The sequence below is a fragment of the Nostoc sp. genome (assembly GCF_036919595.1).
Classification (GTDB): domain Bacteria; phylum Cyanobacteriota; class Cyanobacteriia; order Cyanobacteriales; family Nostocaceae; genus Nostoc.
In genome coordinates, this window is sequence record NZ_JBALCO010000042.1 from 59,187 (window position 1) to 77,395 (window position 18,209).

The 18,209-nt window shown below is 42.9% G+C and carries 17 protein-coding genes and 1 tRNA gene; 9 read left to right on the top strand and 9 right to left on the bottom strand.

The features are described from left to right. Positions 1-81 precede the first annotated feature (81 nt). The gene (prfC, locus tag V7K21_RS05715; protein WP_335172344.1) at positions 82-1,731 is read right to left on the bottom strand and encodes a peptide chain release factor 3; all 1,650 of its coding nucleotides are present in this window, start codon (positions 1,729-1,731) and stop codon (positions 82-84) included. A 124-nt stretch (positions 1,732-1,855) separates the two neighbouring features. On the opposite strand from prfC, the gene V7K21_RS05720 reads away from it, so the two are divergent. Beyond that, positions 1,856-2,215 carry a DUF4870 domain-containing protein gene (locus tag V7K21_RS05720; RefSeq protein ID WP_335172346.1) on the top strand — a complete coding sequence of 120 codons (360 nt, stop codon included), beginning with the start codon at positions 1,856-1,858 and terminating at the stop codon, positions 2,213-2,215. A gap of 363 nt (positions 2,216-2,578) precedes the next feature. Then, on the top strand, positions 2,579-3,559 hold the full coding sequence (gene hemB / locus V7K21_RS05725; RefSeq protein WP_335172348.1) for a porphobilinogen synthase: 981 nt from the start codon (positions 2,579-2,581) through the stop codon (positions 3,557-3,559). Between the two features lie 169 nt (positions 3,560-3,728). On the opposite strand, the gene V7K21_RS05730 is transcribed toward hemB, so the two are convergent. Together V7K21_RS05730 and V7K21_RS05735 are read right to left on the bottom strand one after the other, a co-directional pair. Beyond that, positions 3,729-3,953 carry a type II toxin-antitoxin system HicA family toxin gene (locus V7K21_RS05730; RefSeq protein WP_335172350.1) on the bottom strand — a complete coding sequence of 75 codons (225 nt, stop codon included), beginning with the start codon at positions 3,951-3,953 and terminating at the stop codon, positions 3,729-3,731. Further along, entirely contained in the window at positions 3,946-4,173 is a 228-nt protein-coding gene (locus V7K21_RS05735; protein WP_334811527.1) for a type II toxin-antitoxin system HicB family antitoxin, read from the bottom strand. The genes V7K21_RS05730 and V7K21_RS05735 overlap by 8 nt, the downstream gene beginning before the upstream one ends. A 327-nt stretch (positions 4,174-4,500) precedes the next feature. Between V7K21_RS05735 and V7K21_RS05740 the strand changes: the two genes are divergently transcribed. From V7K21_RS05740 to V7K21_RS05770, 7 genes are all read left to right on the top strand, one after another. Then, the gene (locus V7K21_RS05740; protein WP_335172352.1) at positions 4,501-6,837 is read left to right on the top strand and encodes a tetratricopeptide repeat protein; all 2,337 of its coding nucleotides are present in this window, start codon (positions 4,501-4,503) and stop codon (positions 6,835-6,837) included. A gap of 15 nt (positions 6,838-6,852) precedes the next feature. Further along, positions 6,853-7,971: a CHAT domain-containing protein gene (locus V7K21_RS05745; protein ID WP_335172354.1), complete on the top strand. Its 1,119-nt coding sequence runs from the start codon at positions 6,853-6,855 to the stop codon at positions 7,969-7,971. A 364-nt stretch (positions 7,972-8,335) separates the two neighbouring features. Beyond that, entirely contained in the window at positions 8,336-9,319 is a 984-nt protein-coding gene (locus V7K21_RS05750) for an alpha-ketoacid dehydrogenase subunit beta (protein WP_335172356.1), read from the top strand. 173 nt (positions 9,320-9,492) lie between these two features. Further along, on the top strand, positions 9,493-10,911 hold the full coding sequence (gene secD / locus V7K21_RS05755; protein ID WP_335172459.1) for a protein translocase subunit SecD: 1,419 nt from the start codon (positions 9,493-9,495) through the stop codon (positions 10,909-10,911). Next, entirely contained in the window at positions 10,908-11,885 is a 978-nt protein-coding gene (secF, locus tag V7K21_RS05760; protein ID WP_335172358.1) for a protein translocase subunit SecF, read from the top strand. The genes secD and secF overlap by 4 nt, the downstream gene beginning before the upstream one ends. 72 nt (positions 11,886-11,957) lie before the next feature. Beyond that, positions 11,958-12,371, top strand: a complete 414-nt coding sequence (locus V7K21_RS05765; RefSeq protein WP_335172360.1) for a hypothetical protein — start codon at positions 11,958-11,960, stop codon at positions 12,369-12,371. 97 nt (positions 12,372-12,468) lie between these two features. Continuing rightward, positions 12,469-12,939: a GNAT family N-acetyltransferase gene (locus tag V7K21_RS05770; protein ID WP_335172362.1), complete on the top strand. Its 471-nt coding sequence runs from the start codon at positions 12,469-12,471 to the stop codon at positions 12,937-12,939. On the opposite strand, the gene V7K21_RS05775 is transcribed toward V7K21_RS05770, so the two are convergent. The 6 genes from V7K21_RS05775 to V7K21_RS05800 form a co-directional block, all read right to left on the bottom strand. Continuing rightward, positions 12,902-13,843 (bottom strand): sensor histidine kinase, encoded by a 942-nt coding sequence (locus V7K21_RS05775; protein WP_335172364.1) that lies wholly within the window; start codon positions 13,841-13,843, stop codon positions 12,902-12,904. The two genes, V7K21_RS05770 and V7K21_RS05775, sit on opposite strands and share 38 nt — an antisense overlap. 98 nt (positions 13,844-13,941) lie before the next feature. Beyond that, positions 13,942-14,550, bottom strand: coding sequence for an L-threonylcarbamoyladenylate synthase (locus tag V7K21_RS05780; protein ID WP_335172366.1), 609 nt, complete (start codon positions 14,548-14,550; stop codon positions 13,942-13,944). A 50-nt stretch (positions 14,551-14,600) separates the two neighbouring features. Next, positions 14,601-15,500, bottom strand: a complete 900-nt coding sequence (gene prmC, locus V7K21_RS05785; protein ID WP_335172368.1) for a peptide chain release factor N(5)-glutamine methyltransferase — start codon at positions 15,498-15,500, stop codon at positions 14,601-14,603. Positions 15,501-15,525: 25 nt separating this feature from the next. Then, positions 15,526-16,344: a Tic22 family protein gene (locus V7K21_RS05790; RefSeq protein ID WP_335172370.1), complete on the bottom strand. Its 819-nt coding sequence runs from the start codon at positions 16,342-16,344 to the stop codon at positions 15,526-15,528. A gap of 616 nt (positions 16,345-16,960) precedes the next feature. Then, positions 16,961-17,034 (bottom strand) — tRNA-Pro (locus tag V7K21_RS05795). A gap of 304 nt (positions 17,035-17,338) precedes the next feature. Continuing rightward, positions 17,339-17,890 carry a GNAT family N-acetyltransferase gene (locus tag V7K21_RS05800; protein ID WP_273763853.1) on the bottom strand — a complete coding sequence of 184 codons (552 nt, stop codon included), beginning with the start codon at positions 17,888-17,890 and terminating at the stop codon, positions 17,339-17,341. Positions 17,891-18,209 lie beyond the last annotated feature (319 nt).

The window sequence follows — 18,209 nt, forward strand, 5'->3', positions numbered from 1 at the left end:
TAAGTGATCCACGTTTGTGCAAAAGCGCGAACCTCGGATGCCGTGGAACTCAACCGCGCCAAGTTTTACTTGTCAAGTGAATTATTCCTCCACTGGTTGTTGACTAGAAAATACTGGAGCGATGCCTACGGCGGGCTTTGCCAACGCGCTTAATTTTAACTCTGGATGGTCGCCAAGTAACTGTTGACAATTCCATTCATTCCGGAATAGCAACACTGGGCGTCCCATGCTGTCTTTAACTGTAGTGGTATTGAATATCCGTCCCACCTGTTCTAATGCTTCCCAACCACCCTCAACCCAACGGGCGACACTGTAGGGCAATAACTCTAGTAAGGTTTCTACACCATACTCGTTTTGTAAGCGAAACTGTACCACCTCGAATTGCAACTGACCCACCGCCGCCAAAATTGGATCGCGCTTGGCTTCATCAGTTGAATACATAATCTGCACAGCACCTTCTTCTCGCAATTCCGCAATGCCTTTTTGGAATTGTTTAGACTTCGAGGGGTTGGGATTCCTGAGAGTCGCAAACAGTTCCGGCGAGAAATACGGAATCCCCTCATATTCCAGCTTTTGTCCCGTGTAAATTGTATCCCCGATCGCAAAAACACCGGGATTGTTCAAACCGATCACATCGCCAGGATAAGCCACATCAATCGATTCCCGCTCTTGGGCAAAGAGTTTTTGCGGGCGAGACAGACGGATGAGTTTACCAATGCGGGCGTGATTCACCATCATATCTTTTTCAAACTTACCAGTGCATACCCGGATAAATGCGACGCGATCACGGTGCTTCGGGTCCATATTCGCTTGCAGTTTGAAGACAAACCCCGAAAACTCAGGGTATGTAGGGGGAACTTCGCCAACACTGCTGTAGTGAGAACCGGGTTTCAGGGCATAGTCGAGGAAGTACTTGAGGAATAACTCTACCCCAAAGTTAGTCATGGCGCTCCCAAAGAATACTGGCGTCATTTTGCCTTGGTGTACCAACTCCAAATCTAGCTCTGGTCCAACACCTTCTAATAGTTCTAAATCATTTTTCAGTTGGTAGTAGAGGTCTTGTTCTAGCTGCTCTTCTATTCTCGGATCACCTAATTCTATGATCGTATTACGGGCTTCTCGGCTGCCGTGGGCACTGCGTTCAAACAGATGAATTTGTTGCTTGTGTCGGTCAAAAACACCTTTAAAGCGATCGCCCATACCAATTGGCCAGTTTACCGCATAGGTTTCCAATCCCAGTTCTTGTTCAATTTCATCCAACAGTTCCAGAGGTTCCCTTCCTGGACGGTCGAGCTTGTTGATAAATGTAAAAATTGGGATACCCCGCAACTTACATACTTCAAACAATTTACGGGTTTGGGGTTCCAAACCTTTTGCAGCATCAATCAGCATCACTGCATTATCGGCGGCGGCGAGGGTACGATAAGTATCTTCACTGAAGTCTTGGTGTCCAGGAGTATCTAATAAATTTATTTGACACTCCCGGTATTCAAATTGCAACACTGTGGAGGTAATGGAAATACCCCGTTGTTGTTCCATCGCCATCCAGTCAGAGGTCGCTTTGCGCTGTGCACGTCGCGCTTTGACCGCCCCAGCTTCGTGAATTGCACCTCCGTACAGGAGTAGCTTTTCTGTTAGTGTAGTTTTACCTGCATCCGGGTGAGATATAATCGCAAAGTTGCGGCGAAGTTCAACCGCTTGAAGAAGTTCAGACTGAAGTTCAATTGACATAACTGTATTTGTTTGTAACTTAACTTAATTTTTTTCGACTCTGGCAAGTCTTTTAATCTTAAGACAACGATGCTCGTGATAGGGTCGTAATATAATCAACAAGCTAACTAAATAGGAGAAAGGAATGTACGACACAGACAAGCGAAAGCTTCTATCTGCCTTGTCTCATGGAGCGATTTTTTTCAGCACAACGTTGGTATCTGTAGGTATACCTATTGCCATATTGCTGGTATCTGATGATCCTGTTGTTAAAGAAAACGCCAAAGAATCCATCAATTTCCATTTTAATGTCTGGTTTTATGGAGCAATTCTGGCAGTGCTGTTTTTTCTATTCGGTTGGTTGGTGTTACCTCTATTATTGCTGGGGCCACTAGCCGGTCTGGGATATCTATTGCACTGGGGATTAACAACCTGGGCGCTCGTCGGAGTTTTCAACAATCCTGATATACCCTTCCGTTATCCCTACATTTTCCGATTTATTTAGCAGAAATTAACATTGGGCATTGGCCAAACAGGGCATGGGGCATTGGTAATTGTGAGTTATTTTCTATTAAGCTATTGTGGCTTGAGTTTGCACAAACGTGATCGCCAGGATTTTAACCAACAGAAGGTCTTACCATTTTGAATGCGTGAATGCGTGAATTGCTTACTATGTTGTTTTTTTTCTAGTCCGTCGGATAAATGCAAGCAAGCTGTAAAATACAAAATTGCCCCACAGTTTGATTAAGAGTAGGGCAAAAGACAGTTAAGCACTGTTTGTAGTCTGTCTGACGGCAGGAAAGTTTTAGCCTGCTTTTGTGACGCTTTGTTTTGTGTCCATTTGCGTTGTTTTTCATCATAAAATTTTATGTTTCCTATACATCGCCCCCGTCGTCTGCGTACCCATCCCCAACTGCGCCGGATGGTTCGTGAAACTGTTTTGACAACAAGCGATTTAATTTACCCACTATTTGCTGTACCAGGTGAGGGAATCGCTAATGAGGTGAAATCGATGCCCGGAGTCTACCAACTTTCGGTAGATAAAATTGTCGAAGAAGCAAAAGAAGTTTACGACTTAGGAATTCCTTCGATTATTCTATTTGGTATTCCAGCTGATAAAGATGTGGATGCCACTGGTGCTTGGCATGATTGTGGTATCGTCCAAAAAGCAGCGACGGCGGTGAAAGCAGCAGTGCCAGGTATGATTATAATTGCTGATACTTGTTTGTGTGAGTACACCAGTCACGGTCATTGTGGTTATCTGCAAGTTGGTGATTTAACAGGACGAGTTTTAAATGACCCAACTCTGGAATTGTTGAAGAAAACAGCAGTTTCTCAAGCGAAAGCCGGTGCCGATATCATCGCACCTTCGGGAATGATGGATGGCTTCGTCCAGGCAATTCGTGTGGGTTTGGATGAAGCCGGATTTCAAGATACGCCGATTTTGTCTTACGCTGCTAAGTATGCTTCGGGTTATTATGGCCCATTTCGGGATGCAGCAGACTCGACACCGCAATTTGGGGACAGAAGAACTTACCAAATGGACCCAGGTAACGCCAGGGAAGCAATTAAAGAGATTGAATTGGATATCGCTGAAGGTGCTGATATGCTCATGGTTAAGCCAGCCTTGGCATACATGGACATTATCTGGCGGGTGAAGGAAGCTAGTAACTTACCAGTAGCAGCTTACAATGTTTCTGGTGAGTATGCAATGGTGAAAGCTGCGGCTCTCAATGGTTGGATTGATGAGGAGCGGGTGGTTATGGAAACTTTAACTGGGTTTAAACGGGCTGGCGCAGACTTAATTTTGACTTATCATGCCAAAGATGCGGCGCGATGGTTAAAGTAGGCTAGGCTTATTAAATAATAATTTAGTGGGAAATCTCACACAGAGGCGTAAAGATACAAAGTTGTGTTTTGGTGTCTGGGTGTGAGATTCTTTGTTTATAGCTATTGCTATGTTTGCGGTTTTTGCTCGCCTACCAAGTTCAATATAAGGCTAAAAAGACTTTTTCGGTTTAAGTAACTTCAAATAAAACACGAGGTAATCCTGACTGACGAATAATAGATCGCAAAGTACCGATGCGTAACTCTTCGTAATTAGGGACAGGAACAGTAATTGTTGAGTCTTCGGTTTGCATCTGCATAATAATATGACTACCACGCTGGCGCACTTGTACAAAGCCGTTCTCCTCTAGAATGCGGCAGACTTCTCTAGTAGAAAGAACACGCAGTTTACCCAATATTTATCTCTAAGCGTGTAACAAAAACTTCTGTGTGCAGCCTTTGCTGAATTTCAGAAGGATCTGCTGTCTCAAAGAATAATTCTAATGCCTCGATTAGGTTATTCCGTGCTTCTTCAATTGTGTCACCTTGGCTAGCGATATCGAGTTCGGGACAGAGGGATACATAGCCATCCCTTTCGCGCTCAATGATGGCAGTGAATTGTGTTGTTTGCTTCATTGTCTTTAGTACAGTAAGTCTATCAATCTTGATAGTAACTGCGATGCTTGCGGTTTTTCGAGTGGGTGTTATGGGGATAGCGAGGATAATTCGATAACTTGTGTGTACAGCGTAGCCTCCCGTTAAGAAGCGTGAGAACGAGTAAATCAAGGTTTAATGAAGAAGTTCGTTGCAAAAATAGAAACCACGACCGTAAACTCTGACCACACCCATAAAATCAACATAAAGTTTCAGCAAGATCCCTGAGGACAATTAAATAATTTACTAATAAGCGGGATTGGTTCCGGCAGGAATAGGGCTGTCAATAATCACTGATTGAGGTTAAAAATGATGGGGAGTGCAAAATCTCAGTGGGTTTTCTGGTGCTTGCTACCAAAATTTACCCGCTACAGTTTAACTTTGTTGCTGAGTACGGTTTTGTTGTCTGAGTCGATGGGGGTAACAGCAAGCACTTATAGGTCAACATCTATGACCAGCAAGAATGCGGTTACACAAACAAAAAAAGATATCGCCGCAAGACCTTTGAGTAGAAGTTTGTTGATAGCACAACAGCCACAAGCCCCTACTAAACCTAACTCCCCAAAGGATCAAGGACTAGGATTGTCGTCAGAAGAGCAACAAAAACTAGAGCAAGCAACACCCTATGTAAAGGCTAAGGTGAATACAGCCTTTGCTCGAACTCAGCAACTGTCTGATGAAGCTATGAAACTGTTTAATCAAGAAACAGGAAAATCTCGGCGACAAGGAATTGCTAAATGGGAAGAATTACTGGAAATCTGGCGGCAAAAAGATATAAGAGTTACTATCCCAAAGTATGCTGGCTTTGCAGAAGCTGCAATACTGCACTATATAGGCACAGATTACAGTCTTCTGGGTGAAAACCAAAAAGCACTGGAATATTTTAACCAAGGGTTAGTTATTCAACTTGAACCCAAACACCGCATTATAAAAGGTAATATACTCTTGGGTATCGCTAGTATTTACTCTGGTTTTGGCGACAAGCAAAAAGCAATAGACTATTACAACCAAGCACTATCAGTGTTTCAGGCTGAAAAACAAGACTCTTCAGCTGCTGATACACTTAGTTCAATTGCCCAAGACTATAAGGATTTGGGTCAGGCACAAGAGGCAATTGACTTCTACAATAAGGCGTTGGAGATTCATCGGAGGAACAAAAAGCCAGAAAGGCAGGCGAGTATACTTCAGCTTATTGGTGTAACATACTATGATTCATTAGGTGATTACCAGAATGCACTTAAGTTTTTTAATCAGGCACTAGAGATCCAGCGTCAAAGGAAGGATTTACTTAAGCAAGCTCAAATTCTCAGTTTGATGGCCTTAGTCTACAACTTCTCAGGCGACAAGCAAAACGCATTAGCATCCTTAAAAGAAGCACTACAGCTACAAAAAACAGCACTAGCAAGACTGCCTGAAACTGACTTGCTCACAAAAGCCAGCGTTCTTTCTATTATTGGTACCACCTACGCTTCTTTATATGATTTTCAGGAGGCACTGAACTACTTAAACCAAGCGCGAACGGTCGCACAAAAAATAGAGAACCGCAATTCGGAAGCCAGCGCACTTTACTCAATCGCAAATGTCTATAGTTTATTAGGTGAGAAACAAAAAGAGCTAGACTCTTTTAACGAAGCTTTAGCACTAACCCGTGCCATTGAAAATTCAGCAATGGAGGCTCAAACGCTCAATAGCATTGCCGGAACTCATCTTTCAATGGGTGAACCGCAGCAAGCACTGGACTATCACCACAAAGCACTAGATATTCAAAGACGGCTAAAACTTCTCCCTGAAGAAGCGAAAACCCTCAAAGATATGGCTCTAGTTTACAGTTCATTAGGCGACTATAAGCAAAGTCTTGAAACAAGTGAGCAGGCGTTAAAAATATTTGAGCGGCTAGGCGATCGCAATACGGAAGCCATAACTCTTAATGATATGTGTAATGTCTCCCGCAAAGCTCAAGATTATAAGCAAGCATTGGAATCTTGTAACTCCGCACTGAATTTGAGCCATGAACAAAAGTATTTCTCGTCGGAACAGAACGCACTGGTTGGGTTAGTTAAGGTTTACGAGTTATCGAAGAATTATCCTCAGGCGTTAGATAATGCCAAGAAGCTTGAGGTATTAACTAGCCAACAAAATGACAACTTTTACAAAGGTGTAGCCTCATTCTTTTTGAGCAGAGTATATCTGGCATCGGGTGAATATCAAAAAGCCCTCGAATCATCCAAAGAAGGGCTATCAGCGTGGCACAATATGGGGTTTCGCTTGGGAGAAGCAAACTCACTTGACTACTTAGGCAAGATTTACAATGCTTTGAAGCAACCGCAGCAGGCAATTGATACCTACAATCAAGTACTAGCGCTGCGGCAGAAATTAGCGGATAAGGCAGGCCAACCTGACACACTATACAATCTTGCTGTGACGGAGCGTGATAGAGGTAATCTTCAAGATGCCCTCACTCAAATTCAAGCCACAATTGCGATCGTAGAAGGTATACGCACTAAAGTTAGTGACGAGGACTTGCGTACTTCCTACTTCGCCACAGTGCAAGATTATTACAAGTTTTACATCGACTTGCTGATGCAGTTGCACGAAAAAGACCCATCAAAAGGATACGACGCATTAGCACTGCACATTAGTGAGTGATCGCGTGCTAGGAGTTTGGTAGAACTCTTAACTAAAGCTAGAGTAGATATCCGCAAAGGTGCTGACCCAAAACTTTTGGTAGAGGAAAAGCGTTTGCGGTGGAAACTTGATGCTCAAGTGAAACTGCTCCAAAAGCTATCTAGTAACAAAGAAGCGCAAGCAGCAGCCCAAAAGGAAATTGATAACCTCCTGAGTCAACAAAAAGAACTACAAACCAAAATCCGCATTAGTAACCCTAAATTTGCTGGATTACAAGATCCAGACCCAGAACGGGACATCCTAAAGTTACCCCAGATTCAGCAACAACTAGATAAAGATACTCTGTTACTGCAATATTCCTTGGGTAAAGAACGCAGCTATCTTTGGGCTGTCACTCCTAATTCCATCAATAGCTACAAACTCCCTGGACGCGAAGCGATAGAAACATCAGCAGGAAAGTTCAAGGAACTATTGACAAAATGTCAAAAACCAGGTACTGACTGCCAGAAGTTACCCGCAGAGCAAAAAGCCAAAGATTTTCAAGAAATTACTCAAGCTGCGACTGAACTTAGCCAGCTTATCCTTGCACGCGTTTCAGGAAAGTTGGGGAAAAAACGTTTGGTAATTGTTGCAGATGGTGCATTGCAAGAAATTCCTTTTACAGCATTATCAGAACCAAATCAAATCCCTCAGCTTGAAAAGTCGCCACAGGCAGGGAAATCTAATTATCAACCCCTTTTAGTGAACCACGAGATTGTAAATCTACCCTCTGTCACTGCGATCGCCACCCACAGGCAAGATTTGAACAAACGCCAAGCTGCACCCAAAACCCTAGCTGTTCTTGCTGACCCTATATTTGCGGTTGATGACGACAGATTCACAGGTAAACCCCCTTCTCTAGGCCCCGAACTCAACCTCGAACAGTCTAGCCTTCAACAATCCGCGAGAAATCTTAACCGTGCGGGATGGGGACAGCTGCCAGGTACGCGCACAGAAGCCGAACGAATATTAAAACTTGTACCAGCCTCGGAAAGTTTACACGCTTTTGATTTTGATGCTAATTACAATCTAGCAACTAGTGCAAAACTCAAGCAATATCGATTCATCCTCTTTGCAACTCACGGTTTTGCTGACCTTTGCGGTGAAAATTTATAACATCGAGGAGGCTTCGCAAAGAAATTAGATAGGTTTAGATTGGTAGGTTAGGTTGAGCTTAAGCGTTTCCCAACAAATCCCACAAAATTTTGGGTTTCGTTCCTCAACCCAACCTACACATTTATATTTTTTTGCATGATAGTACACAAATAGAATGTTGCCTCATTTGCCAGAGGATAAGGCGATCGCTCATAAAACCTCTAAAATCTAAATAAAATAGCTTTGATATAGTTATGGCAATTACTCGCTCTATGCTTGGGGCGGCTCGTTTAAAAAACCAATCTCTAACTAGTGCGATCGCTCACCGTATTTGCGACAGCAGCACGATAAAATTTTAAAACCATAATCATGCTAAAAGGTCTAAATGGCAGAAACACTATTCTTCAACGCCTTACGGGAAGCCATTGATGAAGAAATGGCGCGTGACTCTAGCGTATTCGTTCTTGGTGAAGATGTTGGACATTACGGCGGTTCCTATAAAGTTACCAAAGACCTGTACCAAAAATATGGCGAACTCCGCATTCTAGACACGCCTATTGCTGAAAACAGCTTTACTGGTATGGCAGTAGGAGCAGCGATGACTGGGTTACGTCCCATAATCGAAGGTATGAATATGGGCTTTTTACTGCTCGCCTTCAACCAAATATCCAATAATGCTGGGATGCTGCGCTATACTTCTGGCGGTAACTTTAAAATTCCGATGGTAATTCGCGGCCCTGGAGGTGTGGGAAGACAGCTAGGAGCAGAACATTCTCAGCGACTAGAAACTTACTTCCAAGCTGTGCCAGGGTTGAAGATTGTTGCCTGCTCCACACCAAGAAACGCCAAAGGACTACTAAAATCTGCTATCCGCGATGATAACCCTGTGTTGTTCTTTGAACACGTTCTGCTTTACAACTTGAAAGAAGATTTACCAGAAGAAGAATATTTACTCCCCTTAGATAAAGCAGAAATTGTGCGTCAAGGGAAAGACGTAACAATTATTACTTACTCGCGGATGCGCCATCATGTAGTGCAAGCCGTAAAAACTCTTGAAAAACAAGGATACGATCCAGAAGTTATCGATTTAATATCCCTCAAACCATTAGATTTTGATACCATTGGTGCATCAATACGTAAAACCCATAAAGTCATTGTTGTGGAAGAATCGATGCGAACTGCGGGTATTGGAGCAGAAGTCATCGCCTCAATAAACGATCGCTTATTCGATGAATTGGATGCGCCAGTACTGCGGCTTTCTTCCCAAGATATCCCCACACCTTACAACGGCAATCTGGAACGACTAACAATCATTCAACCAGAGCAAATAGTAGAAGCTGTGGAAAAAATGGTGGCGTTGCGAGTATAAGGATTGGAAACTGGGGACTGGGGAAGGTGGGGCCCCCTCTGAGGATAAGGGGTAATGGGGATTAGGAGAATAACTCATGCCCAATTCCCAATGCCCGATCCCTAGTACCCAATACTTACTCATAACTCCTCAAAAGAGCGCTATTATAGCGTTTGTCAGATGCGAGTTATGGTATGCAAAGACAGCGATCGCTATTAATTTTAATTTTAGTCCTGATAATCGCCGCGATTACGGTGATTGCCACAATTCCGATACCCCTTGGACTGGACTTGCGCGGAGGCTCACAGCTAACAATTCAAGTGAAACCATCACCGGAAATTCCCAAAATCACCGAACGAGAACTGGAAGGTGTGAAGAAAGTTGTCGAAGGTCGGATTAATGGTCTGGGTGTTTCTGAGCCAGTCATCCAAACAGTCAGTTCAGATAAAATATTGGTACAATTGCCAGGGGTCAACGATCCAGAGCAAGCCGAACGGGTGCTAGGGGGGACGGCGCAGTTAGAATTTCGTAGCCAAAAGCCGAATACAGAAACCCAACTGTTTGCCTTCCAAGCATCTAGATCAGAATTAAAAGTCAAGCAAGAAGAATTGAGAAAGAGTACTGACAAAGCAGCAATTGATAAGAATCAAGAAGATTTACAAAAAAATAATCAAGCGATCGCCCAATTGTTTGAAAGCACCAATCCACCGCTAATTGGCAAATACCTCAAGGATGCCTATGGTGAACCCACTCAAGGTAACAACTGGCATGTTGGCATTCGCTTCGATCAAAAGGGTGGTGAACTGTTTGCCAATTTGACAAAAAATCTTGCCGGTACTGGGCGTAGCATTGGTGTTTTTCTGGACAATGAACTGATCAGCGCTCCTACCGTAGGTATAGAATTTGCCGCCGCAGGTATTAGTGGTGGCTCTGCTGTAATTACAGGACGTTTTACCGCACAACAAGCTAATGACTTAGGCGTGCAACTACGCGGTGGTGCATTACCCGTACCAGTAGAAATAGTTGAAAACCGTACCGTCGGAGCAACCTTAGGTAAAGATAGTATTCAACGCAGTATTTACGCTGGTATTGGCGGATTGCTGTTAGTATTGATTTTCATGTTAGTTTACTACCGACTACCAGGGTTAATTGCCGACTTTTCTTTGATTATCTATGCGCTATTGACCTATGCCACCTTCGCTTTGTTAGGCATTACATTAACTCTCCCCGGTATTGCTGGGTTTATCCTCAGTATCGGCATGGCAGTTGATGCTAACGTATTGATTTTTGAGCGCACCCGTGAAGAATTACGTGCTGGTAAAACTTTATATCGTTCTGTAGAGTCAGGATTCTACCGAGCTTGGTCTAGCATTTTAGATAGTCATGTCACATCATTAATTTCTTGTGCAGCACTGTTTTGGTTAGGAGCAGGTTTAGTTAAAGGCTTTGCTTTGACATTGGCGCTAGGGTTAGGGGTGAATTTGTTTACTGCAATTACTTGTAGTCGCACACTGCTGTTCCTAACATTGGGGTTTCCCAAATTGCGTAAGCCAGAGTTGTTTTGTCCCAATCTCTCAACGTCAATTAAGTCTGGTGCGGAGGTGCATTCATGAAATTTAGTGTCGTCAAACAGCGGAGACTTTGGTGGACAATTTCTGCCACCCTGATGATCATTAGCATCGTGGCGATGCTGATTTCTTGGCAACAACTAGGCGCACCGCTACGTCCCAGTTTAGATTTTGTTGGTGGTACACGACTACAATTTGAACGCGATTGTACACAACCAGACAAATGTACTCAACCGATTAATATCTCTGATGTCAGAGAAGTAGTTGACGCCGAGAAGCTAAATAATAGTAGCATCCAAGTTGTTGGTAAAAACCAACAGGGAATATCCATTCGCACAAAGACATTAGATGTCGAGCAACGCACCCAGTTGCAAACAGCTTTGAGTGAAAAACTTGGAGCCTTTAACCCCAAAGCCACTCAAATTGATACTGTTGGCCCGACACTTGGTCGTCAGTTATTTACCCAAGGGTTATTAGCTCTGGCTGTCTCCTTTGCTGGGATCGTTATTTATTTGAGTGTGCGGTTCCAGGTGGACTATGCCGTAATCGCAATTATTGCCTTGTTCCATGATGTTTTGATTACGCTGGGTGCTTTCTCCATCTTGGGATTAGTATCAGGTATTGAAGTTGATAGCCTTTTCGTCGTTGCTATTTTGACTATTACTGGTTTCTCGGTGACAGATACCGTGGTCATCTACGATCGCATTCGGGAAATACTAAATCTACATCCTAACGATCACATTGACAAAGTTGTTGATGATGCAATCAATCAAACTTTAACGCGATCAATTAATACCACGTTCACCGTTTTGCTAACATTGTTTTCCCTATTCCTATTTGGCGGCGAAACCCTGAGAAACTTCGCCCTTACCTTAATTATTGGATTCACAATGGGTGCATATTCAAGTATTTTCATTGCCGGTTCTCTCCTGGCTTGGTGGCGAGAGCGCAGGAGTGAATACCAGCTGGTGGAGAACGCAGAGCCAATTGATACATCTGCCAGTTCTCAGGATAGTTAAACTTGTGTGCATTTCACAATTGGGTTAAAGCATTTTGAATTGCTCATCTATGCTTTGCAATTTTATTCCCCTATGGATCAACCTGAAGAACCATTAACTACTGACCCAGAATTTGAGAACTCTGACGCATCCTTTATTCAACAAGTACAAAGGCTACACAAACTGACAGTATATGGAAGATGGCTATTTGTCGGTTGTTTGTGGCTTACCATTGCGCCTGTTAGCTTCTGGGATCTACGTGCAGAAATTTCTTTGTGGGAACAATATTTTACCTGGGTAGCGGTGCGATATGGACTTTTCTACCATCCACTATCTACGTTCGGTTTAGCCTTTTGTATTGGGATGACTGCTGCTGTTTTAGTTTGGCAAAGTCGAAATATCTTACTCGGACTACCACAGCAGGAAAAACAACGTTTAGAAAAACAAGTTTATCGGATACGTCAGCAGGGGCCTACTCATCCTCTGTGGAAGTGGGTTTGTGATTAATTTTTCTTTATCGTTGCATATACATATACACGTACAGCAATTTCTAGCAAAATATGACTTAACTATACAAAGATACTGCCAAAAGTGGATGCCATACATGAACGAGTCTCAGATTCAATTTAGTGATCGCAAGTCTGAAATTGACCTTCACCAACTTCAAGAACTGTTAAACGTTTCAGCTTTCTGGGCAAAGGGCCGCAGTATTGAGGATTTAGGTATAGCTATTGCTAATAGTGAGCCAGTGATTTCCGTCTGCCTTGGCGATCAACTAATTGGCTTTGCTAGAGCAACATCTGATGGCATATATCGTGCCACGATTTGGGATGTTGTGATTCATCCAGAGTATCAAAGTAATGGGTTGGGAAGCAATTTAGTAAAAACAGTTTTGAGTCATCCCCGCATCAGGTGGGTTGAGCGTGTTTACCTGATGACTACTCACCAGCAGGGATTTTACGAAAAGATTGGTTTCCAGCCCAACACAACTACTGCGATGGTGCTATACAACCTAGCTCACCTTGCTTTCCTTCCTGCTACAGAAGATCAGTTTCAGGAATCACTAGGGGGATAGAGATTTGTAGTCTGGTAACCTGCCTAGATGGTTCCTTCACAATGGTCGAGGGCAGAATTTCTAACTTTCCTCCCATAACTTCCACTAAAGTCTGATTGATTAATAGCCTCATACCGGGCGAAAGAGCAGCGTTATTTTGGTTAATCTGGCTTGGCTGCTCTTGAGATTTGATCAAATCAATCGGCTCGCTCCAGGGTATGGCATGGGTTGGTATATCCAGCCAAATATTAACAAAATTAGTTGTAGGCACAGTGCTGCTGGAAATACAAATGCTGCCTTCCTGCATCTGAGTAATGGCAATGTCTATTAAACTTATCAATATTTGACGGAGCCAGAGGTAATCTGTCAAAACATAAGTTTCTGGGTTGGCGGGTAACAATTGCAAGGGAAAATTGCGATTTGCCGCCAGCATATAAGTTAAGTTATGAACCTCTTCCAAAATTTGGGCTAATGGTCTGGGGTAAATATCTAATTTATTGCTACCATGTTCAGTTCTAGCAACGTTGAGAATTTCATCCATCAGCTTGAGTAACTTCAGCGTTCGCTCGTGAGCTTGGGCGATAAATTCTCGCTCTTCAGCGGCGTCTTCACACAGATCCGACAAAATTAACTGATGTAAGCCAATCAGACCATTAAGGGGCGATCGCAATTCATGGGTAGTCCGCGCCAAAAAACCAGCTTTAAACTGGCCCATTTCCCTTGCCATTTGGTATGCCAGCTGCGTTTGCTGTAGCTGTTGCGATACTGGTGGCATATCCTCTTGATCTAATGGTGCTGGTGGGGATGAGCTAAATGAAACGTTTGACGATGCCTGCTCTGGGCGTAGCCATCGCGCAAATAACCTATGAAAACTTATACCTAGTGCTAATCCTGCTCCTAGATATATCCAGTTGCTCCAATTCATAATTTGGTAATTATTAACTTGTTAATTAACCACAACAGCGCAAACTAAAGTTCCAGATTTCTCTGTTGTTCAAATCAGGAAAACAATATTATAGCTACCTATATCTGGTTATCAGTTGAAATCTCTAACTTGATCGCACCTTGCCGCAAAATTTGCCAATTTATCCCTGTCCATTTAGCAACGGTGGAAGGTACACCCACCCCTAGTATTTCACCCTGGTATTCTGTCGTTGCTAGAGTCAAAACCTTGGGAAACTGAACCTCAATTTCTGCCATCGTTTGCAAAGGCGGTTGACCGGAAAAATTGGCACTAGTGGTGGCAAGAGGGCCTGTTTGCGCCAAAATAGTTTGGGCGATCGCACTGTTTGGGACTCGGATGCCAATTGTTGTCGGGTCGATGAGGTTCATAACTTTTGGCAGGCGATCACTTGCTGGTAAGACTAATGTCAGCCCTCCTGGCCAATATTTGCGTGCTATTTCTTGCCAAACTTTATACTCGTTTTCATTACCTTTAACATACAGCCACAAATCTTCAGCACTAGCAGCCATCAAAATCAAAGGTTTGTCTTGACTGCGTTGCTTCGCCACAAAAATTAATCCTGCTTTTTCTGGTATCGCTGCAAGTGCAGGAACAGTATCCGTAGGAAAGCTCACCAAAAGACCAGCGCGTGCGCCAGCTATTAAATTTGTTAGAGAAACTTGTGTCATGTTTACAAAGTTAGGAGTTAGAAGTTAAGAGTGAGGAATCTCATAATTCATCACTCATCACTCCTAACTTTATAAGCAAGGGCAAAGCGTTCAATTCCAGCTAAATCAGCGTGAATTTGGATTTTACAGTAGCTACCTTGATTTTGCAAAAGTTCTCGGACTGCATCCGCCTGTCCTGCCATCATTTCAATTAACCACACGCCACCAGGTTGCAAATAGCTGGGAGAAATTTCTATCAAATGGCGAATGCAATCTAAGCCATCAGTGCCACCATCCAAAGCTAGATGTGGTTCATGGTTAACTACTTCTGGTTGCAAAGTCGGTAAGGTACTGGTAGGTATGTAAGGGGGATTAGATACCATACCACTGAACTGACCTTTGAGAAATGCCAGTGGCTCCCACCAGGAACCTTGATAAAATTTAATCCGGTCAGCAAAACCTAAATTATAGGCGTTGGCTTGAGCGATCGCCAGAGCTTCTAAACTGTAATCAACTGCATGAATTGTTGCTTTTGGCAAGACATCTGCTAATCCGACAGCGATCGCTCCACTCCCAGTCCCCAAATCCGCCCAATGTCCTGACACACCGCTAGCAGCTGCTACTAAATCAATTAAGCCCTCTGTTTCTGGTCTGGGAATTAATACCGCACTCGACACCGCGATTTTAAAGTGACGCCAAGGTGTAACTCCAGCAATATACTGCACTGGCAAGCGGTCATTTAATCGCCTTTGCCATAACTGGTCTAGCTCTTTTAAAGGCAACTGCATCTGAATTTGCGGCCAGTTTTTAAAAGACTCCAAACGCAGTGCCAAGCGGTCTAACCCAGCTACCTCTTGGAGCAGCCAATCTACCTCCATTGGTGGCACATCAGTGGCGATCGCTGCTTGGTGAGCAGTATTGCGCCACTGCCAAAGTTGTAAACCAGAAACTATCAGATGTTTCTCCCCCATGCCTCAACCTTGGAGTGCATATCCGTTATTTTTTCGGAGCGGGCGCAGCAGCAGGCCTAGCAGCTGGTGATTGATTCGGGGAAAGCGATCGAATAAAATTGATCGACTCTCTTGATGGATACAGAAGAATTTTATTTATACCAGGATCGTTGCTGCTATTAAGAGCCTCCATAACACCGTACAAATCCACCACCTGAATCTCAGTATTGTCTGCTTCCTTTGGCACGGCTTTTTTGAATTGGTCTAACAGAGCTACTGCTTGCTCTTTCTCAAAAAAGAATGGAATTAATCGCTCGTTGCCTTTGGGGACGGGAATGGTCAAATAGCTATTATCTTTCTTAAATTTGGGTACAAATAAGGGAATACCATTGAATTGCTGCCCTTTTTTACCATTTTGATTCAGCATACTAGTTGCTGATGCTATTTGTTCTTGCGTCGGTACTAAAGTATAAATTATAGAGTCTGATTTCTTTTTGCTTTCTTGGAGTATTTTATAGTAGTCTGCCAAAGACAAAGGTCTCACCTGTAGCGTGCTTGCCAACTGGGGGTTTTCTTTTTTGAGCCGATTGTCAAGGAATTTTTGAGCATCTTGCTTGCTAATAAAAAATCCCACTTGAGAGACAGGCTTGGATGCGTTGTTTCTCGAAAGAACTACGAATTCGCCTTTAGGATTGGTGAGCGTGAATATTGGTACTTCTTGGAGCGTTTTCACTACCTGATCTTGTGGCAACGCCGTCGCCTCTAGATTGCCTATTCCTGGTAGATTGCCTATTCCTGAAAGTCCTGCTAAGAATACACTGCCAGCTATACCCAATGTTGCGCCCAAGCGAATAAATGATTTCATGACTACTCCTCGCATCAATAATCCAATTAATTAAATGAAACAAATGGTTGGATTTGCACAGCACCAACTAGCTTTAGTTATATAGCAATCTATTTCAGTTGTGAAAAATTCATTGTGCGTGTTGAGGTTAAGTGTTAACCATCAACGGTTTAAATCCAATATTCCACAACTATTTAGGGTTGCTATAGTATAGTATTGTTTTCCAAAATTGACTCTGCTAAAGTTGTGTTTTTCTCGATTTCGCTTTGCTATTGATCACGAAATGCTGTAGATGCATATTATATGTATGTCTTTTCAAATAGTGAAAAGTCTTTCTGTCTATCTACCTTGGAGATGATAAATGCCACTTTATCAGCTTTTTATAATATCGGGTGACGCTATTAGTTAATCAATCGTTCCATCTGCGCTTGCTTTAATATTTTCTCAAATCTATACAAAGCTCAGTGTCTGGAACATCTTACAGCTTAAAAAGGAAATTTGCCTGTTAGGCTTTAATAGCCAACCCAACATCCTAACAGCCTGATTGATATTATGCCTAAAAAGGTACAATTTAATTGCACATCTTAGCAAGAAAACTTTAGTTAATCCACCTTAACTGTTAACTATATTAATTAAATCGGGATGACAGGATTTGAACCTGCGGCATCCTGCTCCCAAAGCAGGCGCGCTACCAAGCTGCGCTACATCCCGGTTAGACTTATCTACTCTTTGGGTTGGGGTTTAGTTTTAATTTCCCACCAAAGCGATCACACTTTACCAAAAGTATTAAGTTAATTATATCAGATAACACGCCTCATGCCTAATATCTTTTATATTCTGTAAAGACGATCAAGATTACATCCTTACACTGATGGATGTTTTTGCCGACTTAGTTTTACAAGATATATACTTGCGCGTTCGTCGGCTCAAAAAAAGCAAAGCCACATCAAAATAATAGAGTTTCACTATTATACCTGATTTTCTTGGGCAAATCTGGTTTTATTTTGATTGAGTGCTAGTGAGGATACCAGAACATGCCTTTAATACCTTCCGGATCAGCCATAAACCCCATAGTTCGGTAGAAATCTACAACATGGGGGTCGGCGAAGAGAGTGACATTACTAATTTCTTCACTCCTAAGTTTTTTGAGAACATATTTCATCAATGCCTTGCCCAGTCCTTGACTTTGAAAGTCTGGGTGAACCACCACATCCCAAATAGTGGCATTAAACGCGTGATCTGAGGTAGCGCGGGCAAAACCAATGAGCCGCTTTTGGTTTCCTCTCACCTGCCACATTGAGGCGACAAGAAAACTATGCTCAATAGCTTTTTTCACTTTTCTTAGAGGACGACGCGACCAACCAACTGCATCACAGAGTTCTTCTAGCTCATACAAGTCAATATCTCGCTCCGTGCTGAAGACGATGCGAGCCTCCTTTAAAGAAGCTTCGCTAATGCTGCTGGGGTTGGAGTTGCCCGCAGCATCCACTGTATGTTCTTCAAAGGGGTTTGTCCTACTTGTCGCTACAGATTCAGGAGTACTAAACCAAGTTTTCCAAAAACCCATGCCAACGTGGTTCGGGTAGTATAACTGAATTGGTTTCCACTCTCAGGAGTGTTGATTCACGTTTAACATGGCTACCCCCATTTACTACCCCTTACACTCAAAGTTTTTCGGTTGTTTTCGGGATTTGCAATGGTAACAGCCAGTTAGAGCGTGTTTCACACCAATCATTTTCAACTTTAGCATTTTGTTGTAGAGGCTAGGAGAAATTCACCAAAAGGTAAGGATATAAGTAATCAAAAATTCACTCATTCAAAAACTAAAAACCTAATCCTAGCAATTGCTCGTATAGAGCTTAAATGCACGTTAGCTTAGGAGTGAA

What these genes read in the sequence shown, in the direction of transcription:
- V7K21_RS05735 (WP_334811527.1), bottom strand. Translation starts at nt 4,173, where the DNA reads ATGAAGCAAACAACACAATTCACTGCCATCATTGAGCGCGAAAGGGAT.
- V7K21_RS05770 (WP_335172362.1), top strand. Translation starts at nt 12,469, where the DNA reads ATGAACGAGTCTCAGATTCAATTTAGTGATCGCAAGTCTGAAATTGAC.
- V7K21_RS05765 (WP_335172360.1), top strand. Translation starts at nt 11,958, where the DNA reads ATGGATCAACCTGAAGAACCATTAACTACTGACCCAGAATTTGAGAAC.
- hemB (WP_335172348.1), top strand. Translation starts at nt 2,579, where the DNA reads ATGTTTCCTATACATCGCCCCCGTCGTCTGCGTACCCATCCCCAACTG.
- secF (WP_335172358.1), top strand. Translation starts at nt 10,908, where the DNA reads ATGAAATTTAGTGTCGTCAAACAGCGGAGACTTTGGTGGACAATTTCT.
- V7K21_RS05740 (WP_335172352.1), top strand. Translation starts at nt 4,501, where the DNA reads ATGATGGGGAGTGCAAAATCTCAGTGGGTTTTCTGGTGCTTGCTACCA.
- V7K21_RS05790 (WP_335172370.1), bottom strand. Translation starts at nt 16,344, where the DNA reads ATGAAATCATTTATTCGCTTGGGCGCAACATTGGGTATAGCTGGCAGT.
- prfC (WP_335172344.1), bottom strand. Translation starts at nt 1,731, where the DNA reads ATGTCAATTGAACTTCAGTCTGAACTTCTTCAAGCGGTTGAACTTCGC.
- V7K21_RS05800 (WP_273763853.1), bottom strand. Translation starts at nt 17,890, where the DNA reads ATGGGTTTTTGGAAAACTTGGTTTAGTACTCCTGAATCTGTAGCGACA.
- secD (WP_335172459.1), top strand. Translation starts at nt 9,493, where the DNA reads ATGCAAAGACAGCGATCGCTATTAATTTTAATTTTAGTCCTGATAATC.
- prmC (WP_335172368.1), bottom strand. Translation starts at nt 15,500, where the DNA reads ATGGGGGAGAAACATCTGATAGTTTCTGGTTTACAACTTTGGCAGTGG.
- V7K21_RS05780 (WP_335172366.1), bottom strand. Translation starts at nt 14,550, where the DNA reads ATGACACAAGTTTCTCTAACAAATTTAATAGCTGGCGCACGCGCTGGT.
- V7K21_RS05775 (WP_335172364.1), bottom strand. Translation starts at nt 13,843, where the DNA reads ATGAATTGGAGCAACTGGATATATCTAGGAGCAGGATTAGCACTAGGT.
- V7K21_RS05750 (WP_335172356.1), top strand. Translation starts at nt 8,336, where the DNA reads ATGGCAGAAACACTATTCTTCAACGCCTTACGGGAAGCCATTGATGAA.
- V7K21_RS05720 (WP_335172346.1), top strand. Translation starts at nt 1,856, where the DNA reads ATGTACGACACAGACAAGCGAAAGCTTCTATCTGCCTTGTCTCATGGA.